Source organism: Mesorhizobium sp. M0011, from assembly GCF_040324155.1.
In the GTDB taxonomy this organism is placed as follows: Bacteria; Pseudomonadota; Alphaproteobacteria; order Rhizobiales; family Rhizobiaceae; genus Mesorhizobium.
Map to the genome: position 1 here is coordinate 110,348 of NZ_JAMYVQ010000016.1, position 18,189 is coordinate 128,536.

Below are 18,189 nucleotides of genomic sequence, written 5' to 3' on the forward strand. Positions count from 1 at the left end.
GGCATCGTCATCCGGCGATGCCGACAACCCAAGCACGGAGTGTTCCAATGGCCGTCTCCTCCGAAATGAAGGCGCTGCTGCTGGTCGGCGACGGCTACACCAGGACGCCGAGCGGCAGTGTGCTGGAGGCGATGGAGCCGTATGTCGAGCTGGGCAACATCGCGGTGCCGACACCCGGACCGACGCAGGTGCTGATCAAGGTCAGCCTCGCCTCGATCAACCCCTCCGACATCGCCTTCGTCAAGGGCCAGTACGGCCAGCCGCGCGCCAAGGGACAGCCGGCCGGCTTCGAGGGCGTCGGCATCGTCGTCGCCAGCGGCGACGAGACCTATCCCCAAAGCCTGATCGGCAAGCGCGTCGCCTTTGCCACCGGCGCCACCAACTGGGGCTCGTGGGCCGACTATGCCGTCGCTGAAGCTGCTGCATGCATTCCGCTGCTCGACACGGTCCGCGACGAGGATGGGGCGGCGATGATCGTCAACCCGCTCACCGCGCTCGCCATGTTCGACATCGTCAAACAGGAAGGCGAGAAGGCCTTCGTCATGACCGCCGGCGCCAGCCAGCTCTGCAAGCTGATCATTGGCCTGGCCAGCGGAGAGGGCTTCCGGCCGATCGTCACCGTGCGCCGCGACGACCAGATCGCGGCGCTGAAAGCGCTCGGCGCGGCGCACGTCCTCAACGAAAAGGCGCCGGATTTCAAGGCGGCGCTACGCGAGGTGATGAAGGCCGAGCAGCCGCGCATCTTTCTCGACGCGGTGACCGGGCCGCTGGCTTCCGCCATCTTCGACATCATGCCGAAGCGGTCGCGCTGGATCATCTATGGGAAGCTCGATCCCGAAGCCACTGTTATCCGCGAGCCCGGCCAACTGATCTTCCAGCACAAGCATATCGAAGGTTTTTGGCTGAGCGAGTGGATGCGCCAGTTCCGCGATCGCCGCGGCCCGGCGATCCTGGAAGCGCAGAAGCGTTTTTCCGATGGGCGCTGGTCGACCGACGTGACGGCGGTGGTGCCGCTTGCCGAGGCGATGGCGCGGGTGCCAGCGGAACTGGCCAAGCCGAACGGCAAGGTGTTCATCCGGTCTTAGGCCAATTCGAAAGATTCGAGAAGCTTGGACGCGAGGCGCCCTTGGAGGGCTTTGCGGGCAGAGATTGCCGGCTATCCGCCGACGCGGGACCGTCAGGCCGATATGCGCGTCCATCAAGCCCCCTATGCCACGCCGCTGCGTCCGTGATATGCCGCCGCCATCGAATGCCGGGACAGGCTGGACTGAGCCTGTTCCGGGATTGTGTGGGGTGCCTTGATGACGATTTCCAAGCCGGTTTTCGACCGTTTAGGGTTTGGCCTGTGGATCGGAGCGTTCCTGGTCGTTCTTGCCATGGTCCTGTGGTCGCCGTACACGCGGACGGTATGGAAGGCCTATATAGATGGCAGCGAGGCGCTTCTGGCCGGTCTGCCACTCTACGATACCCAATCCGAGATGGGGTATCTCTACGCGCCGGCCTTCGCCGCGCTCTACACTCCAATAGTCAAGCTCGGTCCGCATCTGGGCGGCGTGATGTGGCACTCCCTCGGGTTTGCGGTGCTGACCTATGCCGCGATGCGGCAGGTGCGCAAGCTCGGTGGTGACGAGTTGATGTGGCTGCTTTCTTTCGGCCTCTTCCTCGCTGTGCCGATGGCGCTCGGCGCGATCCGCAACGGCCAGGCGACGATCCTTTTGACCGGCGCTTGCTGGCTTCTCACATTGTCGGCGCTGGAAGGACGACGGGCGGAGACGTTCTTCTGGGCTTCGCTCGCCATCATCGCCAAGCCGACCGCGATCATAATGCTGTTGTTGGTAGGAGCCCTTCGGCTCCGGTTGATACCGGTGCTGGTGCTGGCGGTGCTGTTCGTGCTCGCACTGCCTTACGCTTTTGCTCCCGCCGGCTATCTCAACGATCAGTATCGTGTCTTCGCCCAGATGTTGACCTCCATGGCCGTCGAGAACACCAGCCATTTCGTGTCCACCGATTTCACGGCACCGTTCACCACGATAGGGCTGCCGATACCGGAATTCGGCGCAACGATCGTGCGCATGGTCATGGCCCTGCTTACGCTTTCAGCCGTCATCTGGTTCGACCGCAGGTTCGAACAGGGAAAGGCGGCGCTGGCGATCTTCCTGACGGCCACCTTCTACATGTGCGTCTTCAACCCGCGCGTCGAACCTAACACCTTTGCCATGATCGCGGTACCAGCCGGTCTTGCCATCGCCCTGTTGTGGCGCGAAGAACGGGGCGGCGTCCTCGCCTCGGTGCTGTCGATGACGCTGTTCGTGACCGGGCTGAGCGGCGTCGAGCGCCATGTGCACGATTTCCTCTTCCCCTGGTTCCGGCCGGTCGCCGTCACTTTCATCGCCGGTTCGCTGATCTGGTGGTTCTGGGCCAAGGCACGGGAAAAGGTGGTGAATGCGGGAGTCGCGAATGGCTGAGTTGCGACAGAGCCTCGATATCGTTGCGCCATTCTTCAACGAGGCGGCATCGGCATCGGCCTTCGCGCGCCTGCTCGGCGAGCTCGAAGCGGCCGTGGCACAGCGCTTCGGCATGACCGTGCACAAGATCCTCGTCGATGACGGCAGCCGTGACGATGGCGCCGGGCGGTTTTCCCAGGCGCTGACGGGGTCGTGGGAGATCGTCCGTCTCAGCCGCAATTTCGGCAAGGAAGTCGCTGTGCTCGCCGGCCTCGACCAGTCGCGCGGCGACATGGTGCTGATCATGGACGCCGACCTTCAGCATTCCCTGGACATCAGCCTGAAGCTGATCGCCGAGCTGGTGGACCATCCGGACATCGACGTGGTCTTTGCGCAGAACGACCGCCGCGAGGCGAGCTGGCGGCGCAGCCAGCTTGCACGGCTTTTCTACAGCCTGATCAACAGCAGCCAGCGTTTCGATATTCCCGAAAATGCCGGCGACTTTCGCGTCATGCGCGGCGCCGTGGCGCGCGCACTGACCAGCCTGCGTGACAAGCGTCGCTTCAACAAGGGCCTGTTTGCCTGGGCCGGCTTTCGCCAGAAGGCGTTGCCCTATTCGCCGGAAGGCCGCGCCAGCGGCACATCGAAATGGAGTCGGCTCAACCTGATCGCCTTCTCGCTCGAAGGGTTCACCTCGTTCTCCGTCATTCCGCTGCGCCTGATCAGTCTTAGCGGGCTGCTCGCGGCGTTGGCCGGCGCGCTCTATGGCGCCAAGGTGTTCTTCGAGGTGATCTTCTACGGCATTGCCGTTCCGGGCTACCCCAGCCTGCTGGTTGCCGTCGTTCTGCTCGGCGGCCTCAACCTGACCCTGCTTGGCCTGATCGGCGAATATGTCTGGGTCACGCTCAGCGAGAGCAAGAATCGGCCGGTCTATCTCGTGCGCGATGTCGTGCGCAGCGTGGCCCCCGGCGACCGGCCGGAGCCGGGCTCTTCGAACAGATGACGCGGCGCATTCGCCTGATCGCTGACGATTACGGCCTGGCGCCTGGCGTTTCCGCCGGGATTCTCGATCTTCTCGATCGGGGACGCCTGACCGGCACCAGCTGCATGACCGGCTTTCCCGAGTGGGCAAAGGAGGCAGAGCGCATAAAACCGCTGTGCGGCCGGGCCGCGGTTGGGCTGCACCTCACCTTGACCGACCAGTTGGCCGCCACCGGCCGGTCGGCCTTGGCGCCGGAAGGCCGGCTGCCACCGCTCCGCGCACTGGCCTTGCCTGTTCTGCGCGGCCGCATCGGCGACCGCCATGTCCATGCCGAGCTTGACGCCCAGTACGGCCGCTTCGTCGAGGCGCTTGGCCGCCGCCCCGATTTCGTCGACGGGCACCAGCATGTGCATTTCCTTCCCGTTGTGCGCACATGGCTGCGCGCACGGTTTCCAGAAGGCGCCGACAGGCCGGCCCTGCGCGGCGCCCCGGCGCTGGCCGCAGGGTCGAAAGTCGCCGCCATTGCCGCGCTGGCTGCCGGGTTCAACCGTTCGATGCAGCGCGCGGGCTTCATCGTTTTCCAGCCGCTCGCCGGCATCTATGACTGGCGGCAGCCCGAAAAGTTCGCTGCGGTTCTGCAGGCCGCCGTCGAAGGGTTGCCGGAGCGAGGGCTGTTCATGTGTCATCCCGGCCATGTCGACGAGACGCTGCGCGCGCGCGACACCATGCAAGATGTGCGCGAGGTCGAATTCGCGGCCCTGGCATCGGACGCGTTCGGAGCCAGCCTGGCCCGCGCCAATGTCGCAATCATGGATGGCAGGGGATGAGCGACGCCGAGCGGCCCCAGCGTTCGGCCGGCAGCAAGATCGTCCGCTTCGCCATTGTCGGACTGGCGAACACGGCCATCGACCTTGCCAGCTTCTTCCTGCTGCTCAAGCTCGGGGTCTCGCCGCTGCTCGCCAACATCGCTGCCTGGTTCATCGCCGTCACCTTCTCGTTCGCGGCGAACGGCTTGTGGTCGTTCGAGCGCAATCGAGCCATCCGGCTGCATGACGCGTTCCTTCGTTTCGCCACGCTTGGAGCGCTGATTTCGCTCGGTGTCTCCAGCCTCTCGATCGCGCTGTTCGCCGGCATCATCGGGGTGTGGCCGGCGAAAATCGGCGGCGTCATGGCGGCGGCGGTGCTGAATTTCCTCGCCGCGCGCTGGTCGATCGAAGGCCGGTTCTTGAGATAGGCGGAATTATTTTTCTTACGAAATTCCGGACGAAAAACCGCTACACACTTTCCTGGAATTTCTATTCTGCCGGCTCCACATTGGTGTAGGCGGCTTCCTCCAACTCGCGCTTCAGTCGGGCTTCCTCGTGGGTCTTCGGCGTGACGAAGCGGCCAAGCAGGAGATAGGCGACCGGCGTCAGGAACAGCGTCGAGACGGTGGCCAGCCCCAGGCCGCCGACGATGACCCAGCCGAGCGCGACGCGCGCCTCGGCACCGGCGCCGCTCGCCAGCACCAGCGGCAGGCCGCCGAGCACGGTGCAGATCATCGTCATCATCACCGGCCGCACGCGGATGATCGAGGCCTGTTCGATCGCCTCGCGCACGCCAAGCCCGCGGTCGCGCAACTGATTGGCGAATTCGACGATCAGGATGCCGTTCTTGGCCATGACGCCGACCAAAAGCACCAGGCCGATCTGGCTGTAGGCGTTGAGACTGGTGCCCGAGAGGAGAAGCGCGAAAATCGCACAGGCCAGCCCGAGCGGCACCGTCGCCATGATGATGACGGCGCTGACAAAACTTTCGAACTGGGCGGCCAGCACCAAAAGGATGATGACCAGCGCGAAGCCGAAAATGGTGACCATGGCGCTGTTGGTCTCGCCCAGCGTCGCCGCCTCGGCCAGGGGCAGGATGCGGCTGCCTGGCGGCAGCAGCGGTGTGGCGATTTGCTCGGCGCGGGTGAGCGCGTCGCCAAGCGCGAAGTCGCCGCTGAGGTTGGAGGTGATCGCCACAGAGGGCTGCTGCTGTTCGCGCGACAGCGACGGTGGCACGGCGCGTTCGGTCAGCGTGGCGATGGTCGACATCGGCACGAAACGTCCGTCGGCTGTTTTCAGGAAGATGTTTTCCAGATCCGTCGGATCGTTGATCGGATTGGTGGTCGAGACCAGCTTCACGCCGTAGCTGCGGTCGGCGATGTAGACGTCGACGACGTCGTTGCCGTCGAGCATGGCCTGCAAGGTGTTGGCCAGTCCTGATATGTCGATGCCGAGGTCGGAGGCGCGCTCGCGGTCGATGGCCACGGCTAGCTGCGGCTGCGTCGGGTCGATGGACAGGCGCGGTGTCTGGAAGCGCGGGTCCTTCTGCATCTCGGCGATGATCTTCACGGCGGCATCGCCGAGTGCCTTGCGGTCGTTGCCGACCAGCGCGAACTGCAGGCCGTTGCCGGCGCCACGGATACCGAGGCTGTTGGGCTGCACCGGGAAGATGCGCACGCTCGGCACCTGCCTGGTCAACTGGCTGATCTCGGCCATGATCTCCTGCTGGCTGCGGCTGCGCTCGTTCCACGGCGCCAGCGTCATCACCATGAAGCCGGAGTTGTAGGAGCCGTTCTGGCCGGCATTTTCGAAAGTGCTGCGGATCTCGCCGGAATCGCGCATCGGCTGGATCAGTCTCTCGATCTTCTGCATCTGCTGCGTTGTGTAGTCGAGGCTGACGCCTTGCGGGGCGCTGATGCGCAGAAGCACGGCGGCGCGGTCCTCGGTCGGCGTCAGCTCCTGGCGGATGGTGCCGAACAGCGTGAAGGCGGTGCCGGCGAACAGCACCGCGACCAGAAGCACGATCCATGGCGCGTCGAGGCAGGCGTGCAGGCTGCGCTTGTAGGCGGTATTGAGCGCGCCGCCGATGCGGGCGCCGATGCCATGGCCACCTTCGTGGTGGAGCGATGCGCTGGTCAGCATGCGCGAGGCGAGCATCGGGCACAGCGTCAGCGCCACCACGCAGGACAAAAGCACCGACATGGCAAGCACGAAGCCGAATTCGCGGAACAAGCCGCCGGTCTGGCCAGGCAGGAACGAGATCGGCACGAAGACGGCGACCAGCGTCAAGGTGGTGGCGATGACGGCGAAGAACACCTCCTGCGCGCCGAGCACGGCGGCGGCGCGCGGCCCCATGCCTTCGTTGCGCCGTCGCACGATGTTTTCGAGCACCACGATGGCGTCGTCGACGACCAGTCCCGTGGCCAGCACCAGAGCGAGCAAGGTCAGGATGTTGACCGAGAAGCCGGCCAGATAGATGGCGGCGATGGTGCCGATCATGGCGACCGGCATCGACAGGCCGGGGATCAGCGTCGCACGCCAGTCGAGGAGAAACATGTAGATGACGATCAGCACCATGGTGACGGACAGGCCGAGCGCGATCTCGACCTCGTGCACCGCCCCCTTGACGAAGACAGCGTCGTCGCTGGTGATCTTGATCGACATGCCCTCGGGCAGGTTTTCCTGCAGCTTGGCGACGGCGGCCTGGACGCCGGTCGAGATGTCCAGCGTGTTCGATTCCGCCTGGCGGATGATGCCGATGCCGATGCCGGTCTTGCCGTCCGAGCGCAACGTGGTCTGGCCGACGTCGGGGCCGAGCGTGACGGTGGCGACATCGCGGATGCGCGTCGTGCCGCCGACAATTATGTTTTCGAACTCTTCAGGCGTGGTCACGTCGGCAGTCGTGCGGACGATCAGGTCCTGGTTGGTCGTGGTGATCGAACCGGCGGGGGAATCGAAGGCGACCGAGGCAAGGGCGGCCCTGAGGTCGGCGACCGTGAAGCCGAGGCTGGCCAGCTTGTTCTGGTCGACATCGATGCGGAAGATCTTGTCGCGGTCGCCGTAGACCTGAACGTCGGCAACGCCGGGCACGGCGGCCAGCTCGTCCTCGATCTGGTCCTGGACCACCACGGTCATGTCCTGGATCGACATGTTGTCCGAGGTCACCGCCAGTCGCATCACCGCGTCGGAATTGGCGTCGGCCTTGACGATGCGCGGCGGATCGGCGGTGTCCGGCATCTGGTTGGCGATGCGGCCGACGGCATCACGCACGTCCGAGGCGGCGACATTCAGATCGACGCCATCGTTGAACTCGATGGTGACGCGGCTCGAGCCGAATGAGGAAGACGACGAGATCGACTTGACGCCGGAGACGCGGGCGACGGCGCCCTCGATGGTGTCGGTCAGTTCGCGATCGACGGTCTCGGCCGCCGCGCCCTCGAAGGTGGTGGAAACGGTGACCACCGCGCGATCGACGTCCGGCAGTTCGCGGATCTCGACGCCGTAGAAGGCGGCCAGGCCGGCGACCGCATCAGTGTGTTCAGCACGAAGGCCATCACCGGCCTGCGGATGAACAGGGCGGTGAAGCCGGTCTCGCTGGCAGTGTTGGCGGGGCTGGTCATGTGCCTGCGGCGGCGTCCGCGGCGCGCTGCTCTTCGCCGGCGAGGCGGACCGCGCCGCCCTCGCTGACGCTCTGGGTGCCTTCTGTGACCACCATGTCGCCATTGTCGATCTCGGCGTCGATCAGCACGGTCTCGGTGTTGCGCTGTACGATGCGCACCGGGACCCGCCTGGCCTTGCCGTCCTCGATCTGCCAGACATAGGCGCCGTCCGCCCCCCACAGGATCGCCAGCGGGCTGACGGCCGGATAGGTTTGCCCCGGAAATTTCATGGTGATGCCGAACGACATGCCGGCGCGCAGTGAATCCGCCGGGTTGGCGATCTTGGCCTTGACCAGCAGGGTGCGGCTCTTTTCATCGATGTGGTTGTCAATGGCCGAAACGGTGCCGCTATAAGCATTGCTGGGATTGGCGATCGGCGTCGCCGTCAATTGTGCACCGATCTTGACGGCGGCAGCGAAGCGCTCGGGCACCAGGAAGTCGACCAGGATCGAGGACCGGTCGTCGAGCGTGGCGATGGCCGACTGGTTGGTGACATAATTGCCGGCCGAGATCGGCAGGATGCCGACGGTGCCGGCGATCGGCGCCAGAATCGACCGGCGCTGCAGTGCGAGTTCCGCATCCTGAAGCGCCAGCTTGGCGCCCGCCAGCACCACCTCGGCGTCAGCCACTGCGACTGGTGTCGCGGCATTGGAGGCACGAAGCGACCTGACACGGTCGAGCTTGGCCTGCGCATCCTGCAAGGCGAGCTTGGCGCGGTCCTGAGAGATCACTTCGGTCTCGGAATCCAGGGTGGCGAGGATCTGTCCCTTATCGACATGGCTGCCGGATTCGACCAGCAGTTCGGCGAGGCGGCCGGAGCTGTAGGGATTGACGGTCACCGAGGCGTTGGCACGGCCGGTGCCGATCGCCTGCAGGCGGTCGTTGATAACAGCCGAAGTGGCCGCCAGGGCGACCACGTTCACCGGCTGGTTGCCGTTGCGGCCGTCTGCCTGCCTCGCGTTCGCGGCGCCGCTTGCAGCCGGGGGCGTTGCCGCGTAGGCCCAGTCGATGCCCCAACGTGCCAGCACGTCCGGCGCGCTGGGATAAAAGCGCAGCCAGGCGACTGCCGCCACCACCAGCACCACGAGTGCAAAAAGTATCTGTTTCCAGGCGGCCATCGGCACTCCGGTTGGTAAAACAATCCTTCCGTCTACCAGTTTCCCGAAATGAAGCAGACGCAGCGAGGCTATTGTAAGGCAAAGAAGCCGCCTCGATATCGCGTCTTATGACAATTCTCCGGGGGCTGCGCACATTAAATATATGTAACGTTTGAGAAAATATGCGTAACGCTTTGGATCATCGCACAGGCGCTAACGCAGACTTTCCATCTCGCGAATGCGTTTGGCGCCTTCTGCTTCCAGTTGCCTGGTGACGGCGCCGATCAGCGTTTCGGCGACGACGAAAAGGGCAGCCGAAGAGTCCCATGCCGACGGCACCGCGGTTCGTCCGGCGATAACATGACGAGCAAAGCGGGCGATCGGCGACAGCCACTGGTCGGTGAACAGCACGATCTGGACGCCACGCTGATGCGCCTTCTCGGCGAAGCGGACGAGGCTGTCCTGATAGCGCCTGATGTCGAAGATCACCAGCACGTCGCGCTTGCCCATGTCGATCAATCGGTCGCGCCACATGCTCTCCTGCCCGGCGAGGTGAAAGACATCCGGCTGGATGACGGCGAGGTGGGCGGCCATGTAGCGCGCCAGCGGATCGGTGAAGCGGCCGCCGATCAGGAAGGTCTTGCCGCGCCGGTCCGCTAGCCGGGCGGCGATGTCGGCAAGCTGCTTGTCGGACAGGTGTCTGAACGTCTCGCGCATGTTGTCGAGCGTCGCTTCCAGCATCGGCGACACCGTGCCGCCGCCAGGCGAGGGCGGGTTGAGTGTCCTTGTCGCCGGCGATTGCAGTTGCGCCGCCAGTTCGTCCTGCAGGCTCGACTGGAATTCCGGATAGTTCTGAAAGCCCAGCCGGGCGACGAAACGCAGGATCGTCGGCGAGGAAACCCCGGCCGCGGCCGAGAATTCGGCCACCGTCTTCAGGCCGATCATCGGATAGGAAGCGATCAGCGTCTGAGCCGCGCGCCGTTCGCTGGCCGGCATCGTGCCGATGCGGTCGGCGATCAGTTCGGCAATGTTGGAAATCATCTTTTCCCCACCCCTGGCCCGGCCGAAGGCCTTTTCCGAGATCGCATTTGACAAAGCCGGACAAACTGTATGAAATCATCCACAGGGACGCAATGAGGCAAAATACGTAACATACGATACAGCGCTCCCCGGGGACGGCACAGTATGGAGAAAGCACGGCCCGCCAGCCTTGCATCGTCTGATACCGTAAGGGTGACGAACCCCGGCGGATCGAGCCCTTTCGTGCTGACTTGCGATCACGCCTCGAACTTCCTGCCGGCCGAATTCGGTACGCTCGGCCTTGCCGCCGAGGACCTGTCCCGTCACATCGCCTGGGATCCCGGCGCGCTGCCGGTTGCCCGCCGCATGGCGCAGGCGCTCGACGCGACGCTGGTGGAAACTCGTATTTCTCGCCTTGTCATCGACTGCAACCGGCCACTCGACGCGCCCGACCTGGTACCGCCGGTCAGTGAGACAACGGCCATACCGGGCAATGCCGGCCTGTCGGAGAGCGAGCGGGCGGCGCGTGTTGCCCTGTCATGGCAGCCGTTCCACAACACGATTGCCGGTATCATCGACAACAGGCTGTCACAGGGTCAGCAAACCCGGCTGGTTTCGGTCCACTCCTTCACGCCGGTCTACAAGTCCATGAGCCGGCCCTGGCATATCGGCATCATCCACGACGAGGATCGCCGGCTGGCGGCGCCGCTGATATCGGCGCTGAAGCGGCTTGCCGGCGTCACCGTCGGCGTCAACGAGCCTTATTCGCCTGATGACCGCGTCTATTTCACGCTGGAACGGCATGCGCGCTCGCGCGGCCTGCCCTGCGCGATGATCGAAATCCGCAACGACGAAATCGCCGGCGAGACCGGGCAGCGGAAATGGGCGGATCTGCTCACGGGCATTTTTTCGGATCTGGAGCCAGAGGAGGCCGGATATTCCAGATCGCATTCAGTCGGAAAGTCAGTTCAATCGGCCAATTAGAACCACAGGGGAATGAAAATGGCAGGACCGGATTATACGGACGTTGACAAGAAGGAGGACCTGAAGGTTCTCCATGGCATGGGCTATGCCCAGGAACTGTCGCGAAGCATGAGCCGCTTCTCGAATTTCGCGATATCGTTCTCGATCATCTGCATCCTTTCGGGCGGCATCAACTCCTTCGCGCAAGCCACATCGTCGATCGGCGGCGCAGGTGCGGGCATCGGCTGGATCGTCGGCTGCTGCGTGTCGGGCTTCTTCGCCCTTGCCATGGCGCAGATCGCCTCGGCATTTCCGACCGCCGGCGGCCTCTATCACTGGTCGTCGATCCTCGGCAACCGCTTCACCGGCTGGCTGACGGCCTGGCTAAACCTGTTCGGCCTGATCACCGTGCTCGGCGCCATCAACATCGGCACCGCTTTCTTCTTCGTTGGAACGTTCGGAAGCTGGTTTGGCATCACCGGCACGCCGGGCGAAATCGTCGGGTTCGTTGCCTTCATCACCGTGCTGCAGGCGCTGTTCAACCATTTCGGCATCAAACTGACGGCAATGCTCACCGATGCTTCGGGCTTTCTTATCCTGGGCGCAACAGCAGTGCTGATCGTGGCCTGCCTGGTGTTCGCACCGGCAATCGACATCAGCCGGCTGTGGACGTTCACCAACTATTCAGGCGATGCGGGCGGCGGTGTTTTTCCGCAAACCGACTCCATGAGCTACCTGTTCCTGCTCTGCCTGCTTCTGCCCGTCTATACCATCACCGGCTATGACGCCTCGGCCCACACCTCCGAGGAGACCGTCAAGGCAGCACACTCCGTCCCGCGGGCGATCGTTTCGTCGGTGCTGTGGTCGTCGCTGATCGGCTGGGTGATGCTGTGCGCAATCGTTCTCGCGATCCCGGACCTGGCTGCCGGCGCCAAGCAGGGATGGAGCGTATTCTTCTCGACAATGGATGCAATCCTGCCGGTGTGGCTGAAGGAACTGCTTTATTTTGCAATCCTGATCTCGCAATTCCTCTGCGGCCTCGCCACCGTGACCTCGGCTTCGCGCATGCTGTTCGCCTTCTCTCGCGACGGCGGCATGCCTGTTGGCTCCGCGGCTCTCGCCAAGGTCAACCCGACCTGGCGCACGCCGGTCAATGCGATCTGGACGGCCGCGATCCTCGAGATCCTTTATGTGTTCCTTGCCCAGTTTATTTCGATCGGCGGCACCAACATCTACACCATCGTCGTCAATTCGACGCTGGTGTTCCTGTTCCTGTCGTTCACCATCCCGATCGCACTCGGCATGGTCGCATTCGGCACGGCCAAGTGGCCCAATCCTGGCCCGTGGAACCTGGGCGCCGGACTGTTCAAGCTCTTCTGTGCGCTGTCGATTGTCGGCATGGTGATCATCTTCTACATCGCCATCCAGCCGCCGAACGACAAGGTGCTTTACATCACCATAGGCTTCATCTTGCTGACCGCCGTGCTTTGGTTCGGTTTCGAGAACCGCCGCTTCCAGGGTCCGCCGATCGGTGACCAGATTGCCAAACGCCAGGCCGCGATCAGGGCAGCCGAGGTGGCTATCGGCGAAGCTGGCGCCTGATATCGCCCTATATGGCCATGGCCGGCCTCGCGCCGGCCATGGCTACGTTTATCCCTTTCAATCGACAAGTGCTGGAGTGCCAAAGGAATGGCCGGAAATTTCTCGTTCGATCAGTTGAAGAAAGCGGTCTCCAGCGGTGAGATCGACACCGTGCTGGCCTGCATCGTCGACATGCAGGGACGATTGGCGGGAAAACGCTTCCTGGCGCAGTACTTCATCGATTCCGCGCATGACGAAACGCATGGCTGCAACTATCTGCTGGCGGCCGACATCGATATGGAACCGGTGCCGGGCTACAAGGCCGCGAGCTGGTCGAAGGGCTATGGCGATTTCGTCATGAAGCCGGATCTCGCCACGCTGCGGCGCATTCCCTGGCTGGAAAAGACCGCACTCGTGATCTGCGACGTGCTCGACCACCACACCCATGATGACCTGCCGCACTCGCCGCGCGCCATCCTCAAGAAGCAGGTCAAGCGGCTGAGCGAGCGCGGCTATATCGGCTATTTCGCTTCCGAGCTCGAATTCTATCTGTTCAACGAGACATACGATTCTGCCCGAAAGAAGCACTGGCAGGGTCTCGACACCGCATCGCCCTATATCGGCGACTACCAGATCGGCATCACCACCAAGGAAGAAGGCGTCATGCGCCGGCTTCGCAATGAGATGGAAGCGGCCGGCATCCCGATCGAAAATTCCAAGGGCGAGTGGGGTCCGGGCCAGGAAGAGATCAATGTGCGCTATGCCGAGGCGCTCGACATGGCCGACCGCCACGTCATCCTGAAGAACGGCGCCAAGGAAATCGCCGAGTCCGAGGGCAAGGCGATTTCGTTCATGTCCAAGTATAATTACGGGCTCGCCGGCAATTCCAGCCACATCCACAATTCGCTGTGGAGCGCCGACGGCAAGACACCGCTGTTCTTCGACAAGACGGCCGACTGGACGCTGTCGACGCTTGGCCAGCAATGGGCCGCCGGCCAGCTCAAATACGCCAAGGAATTCACCTGGTTCCTGGCGCCCTATATCAACTCCTACAAGCGCTTCCAGGCCGGCACCTTCGCGCCGACTAAGATCATGTGGAGCGAGGACAACCGTACCGCCGGCTTCCGCCTGTGCGGCGAGGGCACCAAGGGCATCCGCATGGAATGCCGCATCGGCGGCGCCGATCTGAATCCGTATCTTGCGTTCGCAGCGCTGATCGCCGCCGGCCTTGCCGGCATCGACGAAAAGCTGGAATTGCAGAAGCCGTTCGTCGGCGATGCCTATCAGGCATCTCGCCTGCCGGAGATCCCGAAGACGCTGCGCGATGCCACCGACACGCTGGCGAAGTCGAAGATGCTCAAGCAGGCGCTCGGCGAGGATGTGCTCGAACACTATGTCCACACCGCAAAGTGGGAGCAGTTCGAATACGACCGCCGCATTACAGATTGGGAACTGCACAGAGGGTTCGAGCGGTACTAGTTATCGACTGTTCGTCGGCGCCGTCGGCGCCGTCCCTTACCCTTCCTCTCCGTGTGAAGAAAACGGAGAGGAGGCGAAGACGCTGGAGCTCCATCCTTCTCCCCGTCACTATGCGGGGAGGGGTGCCGGCAGGCGGATTAGGGGCAGCGTCAGCCCACAAGACTTTGTTGTAGAATGCGAGGACTTCCAAAATGACCGAAACGGTCAAACTCATATCCCCCATCGATGGCTCGATCTATGCCGAGCGGCCGATCGCGACCGACCAAGCGATCAACGCCGCGGTCGAGCGTGCCAAGGCGGCGCAGGAGAAGTGGGCTGAGACGCCGATCGTCGAGCGCGGCAAGTTTATGCTGGCCATGCTGGAAGCGCTGGTCGCGATGACCGACGAGATCGTGCCGGAGATCGCCTGGCAGATGGGGCGCCCGGTGCGTTATGGCGGCGAGTTCGGTGGTGTCAAGGAGCGCACCACCTACATGGTCGAGATCGCCGAGGCGGCGCTCAAGGCGGTGCCGGCCTCCAACCCGAAGGACGGCTTCCGTCGCTATGTGAAGAAGGATCCGCTTGGCGTGGTCATGGTGATCGCGCCGTGGAACTATCCCTACCTCACCGCCGTCAACACCATCGTGCCGGCGCTGATGGCCGGCAACACCGTGGTCCTCAAGCATGCGGCGCAGACGCTGCTGGTCGGCGAGCGCTTTCAGCAGGCTTTCGACAAAGCGGGCCTGCCCAAGGGCGTATTCCAGAATGTCGTGCTCAACCATGCCCAGACCGAGAAACTGCTCGGCTCGGGCAAGATCGACCATGTCAATTTCACCGGTTCGGTCGGCGGCGGCCGTGCCATCGAAAAGGCCGCGGCCGGGACCTTCATGACGCTCGGCCTCGAACTTGGCGGCAAGGATCCGGCCTATGTGCTGCCCGACGCCAAGATGGACCATGCGGTCGCCAATCTGGTCGACGGCGCCTTCTACAATTCCGGCCAGTGCTGCTGCGGCATCGAACGTGTCTATGTGCACGAAAAGGTCTATGACGAATTCGTCGAAGGCTTCATCGCCGAGACGAAGAACTATGTTGTCGGCAATCCGCTCGACCAGGCGACGACGATGGGGCCGATGGCGCAGGCGCGTTTCGCCGACCTGATCCGCGAACAGAAGGCCGAGGCATTGCGCAAAGGCGCGGCGGCACACATCAACATGAAGGTGGCCAACGACAAGGCCGGCTCGCCCTACCTGGCGCCGGAGGTGCTGACAGAAGTCGATCATCAGATGAGCGTCATGCGCGAGGAAAGCTTTGGCCCGATCGTCGGCATCATGAAGGTGCGCAACGACGAAGAGGCGATCGCGCTGATGAACGACAGTCCCTACGGGCTGACCGCTTCGATCTGGACGCGCGATACCGAGCATGCGGTGGCGATCGGCAACCGCGTCGAAACCGGCACGGTGTTCATGAACCGCTGCGACTACCTCGATCCGGCACTGGTGTGGACCGGCGTCAAGGACACCGGCAAGGGTGCGGGCTTGTCAGCCATCGGCTACGATAATCTTACCAGGCCGAAATCATTCCATCTGCGCGAAGCCATCTGATTTATTGAAAGACAAAAATGTCCAAGCTGATCTCCAAATGGAACTATCCCACCACCGTCCGCTTCGGCGCCGGTCGCATCAAGGAATTGCCCGAGGTATTGACGGCCACCGGCATCAAGCGGCCGTTGTTCGTCACCGATCCGGGCCTGGCGAAACTGCCGGTCGTCGCCTCGACCTTGAAGATCCTCGACGATGCGAAGGTCCCTTACGGCGTTTTCTCCGAGGTCAGGCCGAACCCGGTCGAATCCAACCTGACCGCCGGCATCGCCGTGTTCAAGAAGGGCAAGCATGACGGCGTCATCGCCTTCGGCGGCGGCTCGGCGCTCGATCTTGGCAAGCTGATCGCCTTCCAGGCCGGGCAGACGCGGCCGGTGTGGGATTTCGAGGATGTCGACGACTGGTGGACGCGCGCCAACTCGGATGCCATCGCGCCGATCATCGCCGTGCCGACCACCGCCGGGACCGGATCGGAGGTTGGCCGCGCCGGCGTCATCACCAATGAGGCCACGCACACCAAGAAGGTCATCTTCCATCCCAAATTGTTGCCGGCTATCGTCATTGCCGATCCGGAGCTTTCGGTCGGCATGCCGGGCTTCATCACCGCCGGTACCGGCATGGATGCGCTGGCCCATTGCCTCGAAGCCTATTGCGCGCCCGGCTACCATCCGATGGCCGACGGCATTGCTGTCGAAGGTGTCCGGCTGGTCTTCGAGAACCTGCCCAAGGCCTATGCCAACGGCAGGGATCTCGTTGCGCGCGCCCATATGATGAGCGCCGCTGCCATGGGCGCCACCGCCTTCCAGAAAGGGCTCGGTGCCATCCATTCGCTTTCGCACCCTGTCGGCGCGCTCTACGACACCCATCACGGTATGACCAACGCGGTGTTCATGCCCTATGTTCTGGCCTTCAACCGGGACTCCATCGAGGAGCGTATTGGCCGGCTCGCCGCCTATTGCGGCATCAAGGGCGGCTTCGACGGCTTCGCCAAAGCCATCATCAAGCTGCGCAAGGAATTGAAGGTGCCGCATGCGCTGCCGGGCCTTATCAAGGGGCTCGACATGGACAAGAAACGTAAGGCGCTGATCGCCGACATGGCGGTGGTCGATCCGACCGCCGGCGGCAACCCGGTCAAGCTGACCAAGAAGGCGGCGCTGACCTTGCTCGAAAACGCCATCGCCGGCACGATCTGAGGCGTTTTCCGCGCCGCAAAGTGATCTGAAAAGGGGCTATGAAAACAAGGGGGAGGATGACGGGCAAGGCAAAAACTAGTTAGCCGGAAAAAGAATCGCGGAGCGATTGCTACATCAGGTTAAAAAGAGTTTACTTTTTCGCACTGCGAGCAGCCGCTTTCACAAAGCTTTCATCTGGCTGTCACATGAAAACGATACCGCATCGCAGGCGTCCAACGGCGTCAGTTCAACGGAGAGAACACATGTTCAAATTCACGGGGAAAGTGCTTTCCCTTTCGGCCGCGGCGCTTTTCGCGTCGACGGTGATTTCGTCCGCGGATTCGCTGGACGATCTCGTCAAGGCCGCCAAGGCGGAAGGCCAGCTCACCACCATCGCGCTGCCGCATGACTGGTGCGGTTACGGTGACGTCATCGCCGGCTTCAAAGCGAAGTATCCGGAAATCACCGTCAACGAACTCAATCCCGATGCCGGTTCCGGCGACGAGATCGAGGCGATCAAGGCCAACAAGGACAACAAGGGCCCGCAGGCGCCTGACGTCATCGACGTCGGCCTGTCCTTCGGCCCGACCGCCAAGGCCGATGGCCTGATCCAGCCCTACAAGGTGTCGACCTGGGACTCGATCCCTGACAGTGCCAAGGATGCCGAAGGTTTCTGGACCGGCGACTATTACGGCGTGCTTTCCTTCCAGGTGAACAAGGATCTCGTCAAGGAAGCTCCGGCTGACTGGGCCGACCTGCTGAAGCCGGAATTTGCCAACTCGGTAGCCCTGGCCGGCGATCCGCGCGCCTCGAACCAGGCGATCCAGGCGGTTTATGCCGCCGGCCTGTCGTCAGGTGCCGCCGCTGGTGAAGCTGCCGGGACCGCCGGCCTCGACTTCTTCAAGAAGCTCAATGCCGCCGGCAATTTCGTTCCGGTCATCGGCAAGGCCGCGACGCTCGCCCAGGGCCAGACCCCGATCCTCGTCACCTGGGACTACAACGCGCTCGCCGGCCGCGACACGCTGAAGGGCAATCCGCCCGTCGACGTCGTCGTGCCGAAGACCGGTGTTGTCGCCGGTGTCTATGTGCAGGCGATCAGCGCCTACGCGCCGCATCCGAATGCAGCCAAGCTCTGGCTCGAATACCTCTACTCGGACGAAGGCCAGATCGGCTGGCTGAAAGGCTATTGCCACCCGATCCGCTTCAACGATCTCGCCAAGAACGGCAAGATCCCGGCTGACGTGCTAGCCAAGCTGCCGCCGGCCGAAGCCTATGCGTCCGCCGTGTTCCCGACACTCGACGAGCAGGGCAAGTCCAAGGAAGCCATCACCAAGAACTGGGATGCCGTCGTCGGCGCCAACGTCAAGTAATTCACACCATACCGGGCGGCCTCGCGGCCGCCCGGTCCT

13 protein-coding genes and 1 pseudogene are annotated in these 18,189 nt (G+C 63.3%); 11 read left to right on the top strand and 3 right to left on the bottom strand.

Annotated features, from left to right (window positions below):
* The first annotated feature begins 47 nt into the window (after positions 1-47).
* From NKK51_RS18640 to NKK51_RS18660, 5 genes are all read left to right on the top strand, one after another.
* On the top strand, positions 48-1,085 hold the full coding sequence (locus NKK51_RS18640; protein ID WP_352554223.1) for a zinc-binding dehydrogenase: 1,038 nt from the start codon (positions 48-50) through the stop codon (positions 1,083-1,085).
* 216 nt (positions 1,086-1,301) lie between these two features.
* Positions 1,302-2,465, top strand: a complete 1,164-nt coding sequence (locus NKK51_RS18645; protein WP_128303155.1) for a glycosyltransferase 87 family protein — start codon at positions 1,302-1,304, stop codon at positions 2,463-2,465.
* Positions 2,458-3,447 carry a glycosyltransferase family 2 protein gene (locus tag NKK51_RS18650; protein ID WP_352554224.1) on the top strand — a complete coding sequence of 330 codons (990 nt, stop codon included), beginning with the start codon at positions 2,458-2,460 and terminating at the stop codon, positions 3,445-3,447. The genes NKK51_RS18645 and NKK51_RS18650 overlap by 8 nt, the downstream gene beginning before the upstream one ends.
* On the top strand, positions 3,444-4,253 hold the full coding sequence (locus NKK51_RS18655; protein ID WP_352554225.1) for a ChbG/HpnK family deacetylase: 810 nt from the start codon (positions 3,444-3,446) through the stop codon (positions 4,251-4,253). Before NKK51_RS18650 ends, NKK51_RS18655 begins: the two co-directional genes overlap by 4 nt.
* Entirely contained in the window at positions 4,250-4,660 is a 411-nt protein-coding gene (locus NKK51_RS18660) for a GtrA family protein (RefSeq protein WP_352554226.1), read from the top strand. The genes NKK51_RS18655 and NKK51_RS18660 overlap by 4 nt, the downstream gene beginning before the upstream one ends.
* Positions 4,661-4,721: 61 nt before the next feature.
* Here the strand turns inward: NKK51_RS18660 and NKK51_RS18665 are convergent.
* The 3 genes and pseudogenes from NKK51_RS18665 to NKK51_RS18675 form a co-directional block, all read right to left on the bottom strand.
* Positions 4,722-7,852, bottom strand: a pseudogene (locus NKK51_RS18665) (efflux RND transporter permease subunit).
* Positions 7,849-9,009, bottom strand: coding sequence for an efflux RND transporter periplasmic adaptor subunit (locus tag NKK51_RS18670; protein ID WP_352554227.1), 1,161 nt, complete (start codon positions 9,007-9,009; stop codon positions 7,849-7,851). The pseudogene NKK51_RS18665 and the gene NKK51_RS18670 overlap by 4 nt, the downstream one beginning before the upstream one ends.
* Positions 9,010-9,201: 192 nt before the next feature.
* Positions 9,202-10,029, bottom strand: coding sequence for a MurR/RpiR family transcriptional regulator (locus tag NKK51_RS18675; protein ID WP_128303149.1), 828 nt, complete (start codon positions 10,027-10,029; stop codon positions 9,202-9,204).
* A 144-nt stretch (positions 10,030-10,173) separates the two neighbouring features.
* Between NKK51_RS18675 and NKK51_RS18680 the strand changes: the two genes are divergently transcribed.
* The 6 genes from NKK51_RS18680 (at position 10,174) to NKK51_RS18705 (ending at position 18,150) form a co-directional block, all read left to right on the top strand.
* Complete coding sequence (locus NKK51_RS18680) at positions 10,174-10,992, top strand: N-formylglutamate amidohydrolase (protein ID WP_023810104.1); 819 nt, start codon at positions 10,174-10,176, stop codon at positions 10,990-10,992.
* Positions 10,993-11,010: 18 nt separating this feature from the next.
* Complete coding sequence (locus NKK51_RS18685) at positions 11,011-12,573, top strand: amino acid permease (protein ID WP_023810103.1); 1,563 nt, start codon at positions 11,011-11,013, stop codon at positions 12,571-12,573.
* A gap of 87 nt (positions 12,574-12,660) precedes the next feature.
* A complete protein-coding gene (locus tag NKK51_RS18690; RefSeq protein ID WP_352554228.1) occupies positions 12,661-14,031 on the top strand; it encodes a glutamine synthetase family protein in 1,371 nt (456 codons plus the stop codon).
* Positions 14,032-14,222: 191 nt separating this feature from the next.
* Positions 14,223-15,611: an aldehyde dehydrogenase family protein gene (locus NKK51_RS18695; protein WP_352554229.1), complete on the top strand. Its 1,389-nt coding sequence runs from the start codon at positions 14,223-14,225 to the stop codon at positions 15,609-15,611.
* Between the two features lie 17 nt (positions 15,612-15,628).
* Complete coding sequence (locus NKK51_RS18700) at positions 15,629-16,801, top strand: iron-containing alcohol dehydrogenase (protein ID WP_352554230.1); 1,173 nt, start codon at positions 15,629-15,631, stop codon at positions 16,799-16,801.
* Between the two features lie 242 nt (positions 16,802-17,043).
* Positions 17,044-18,150, top strand: coding sequence for an ABC transporter substrate-binding protein (locus NKK51_RS18705; RefSeq protein WP_352554231.1), 1,107 nt, complete (start codon positions 17,044-17,046; stop codon positions 18,148-18,150).
* Positions 18,151-18,189: the final 39 nt, after the last annotated feature.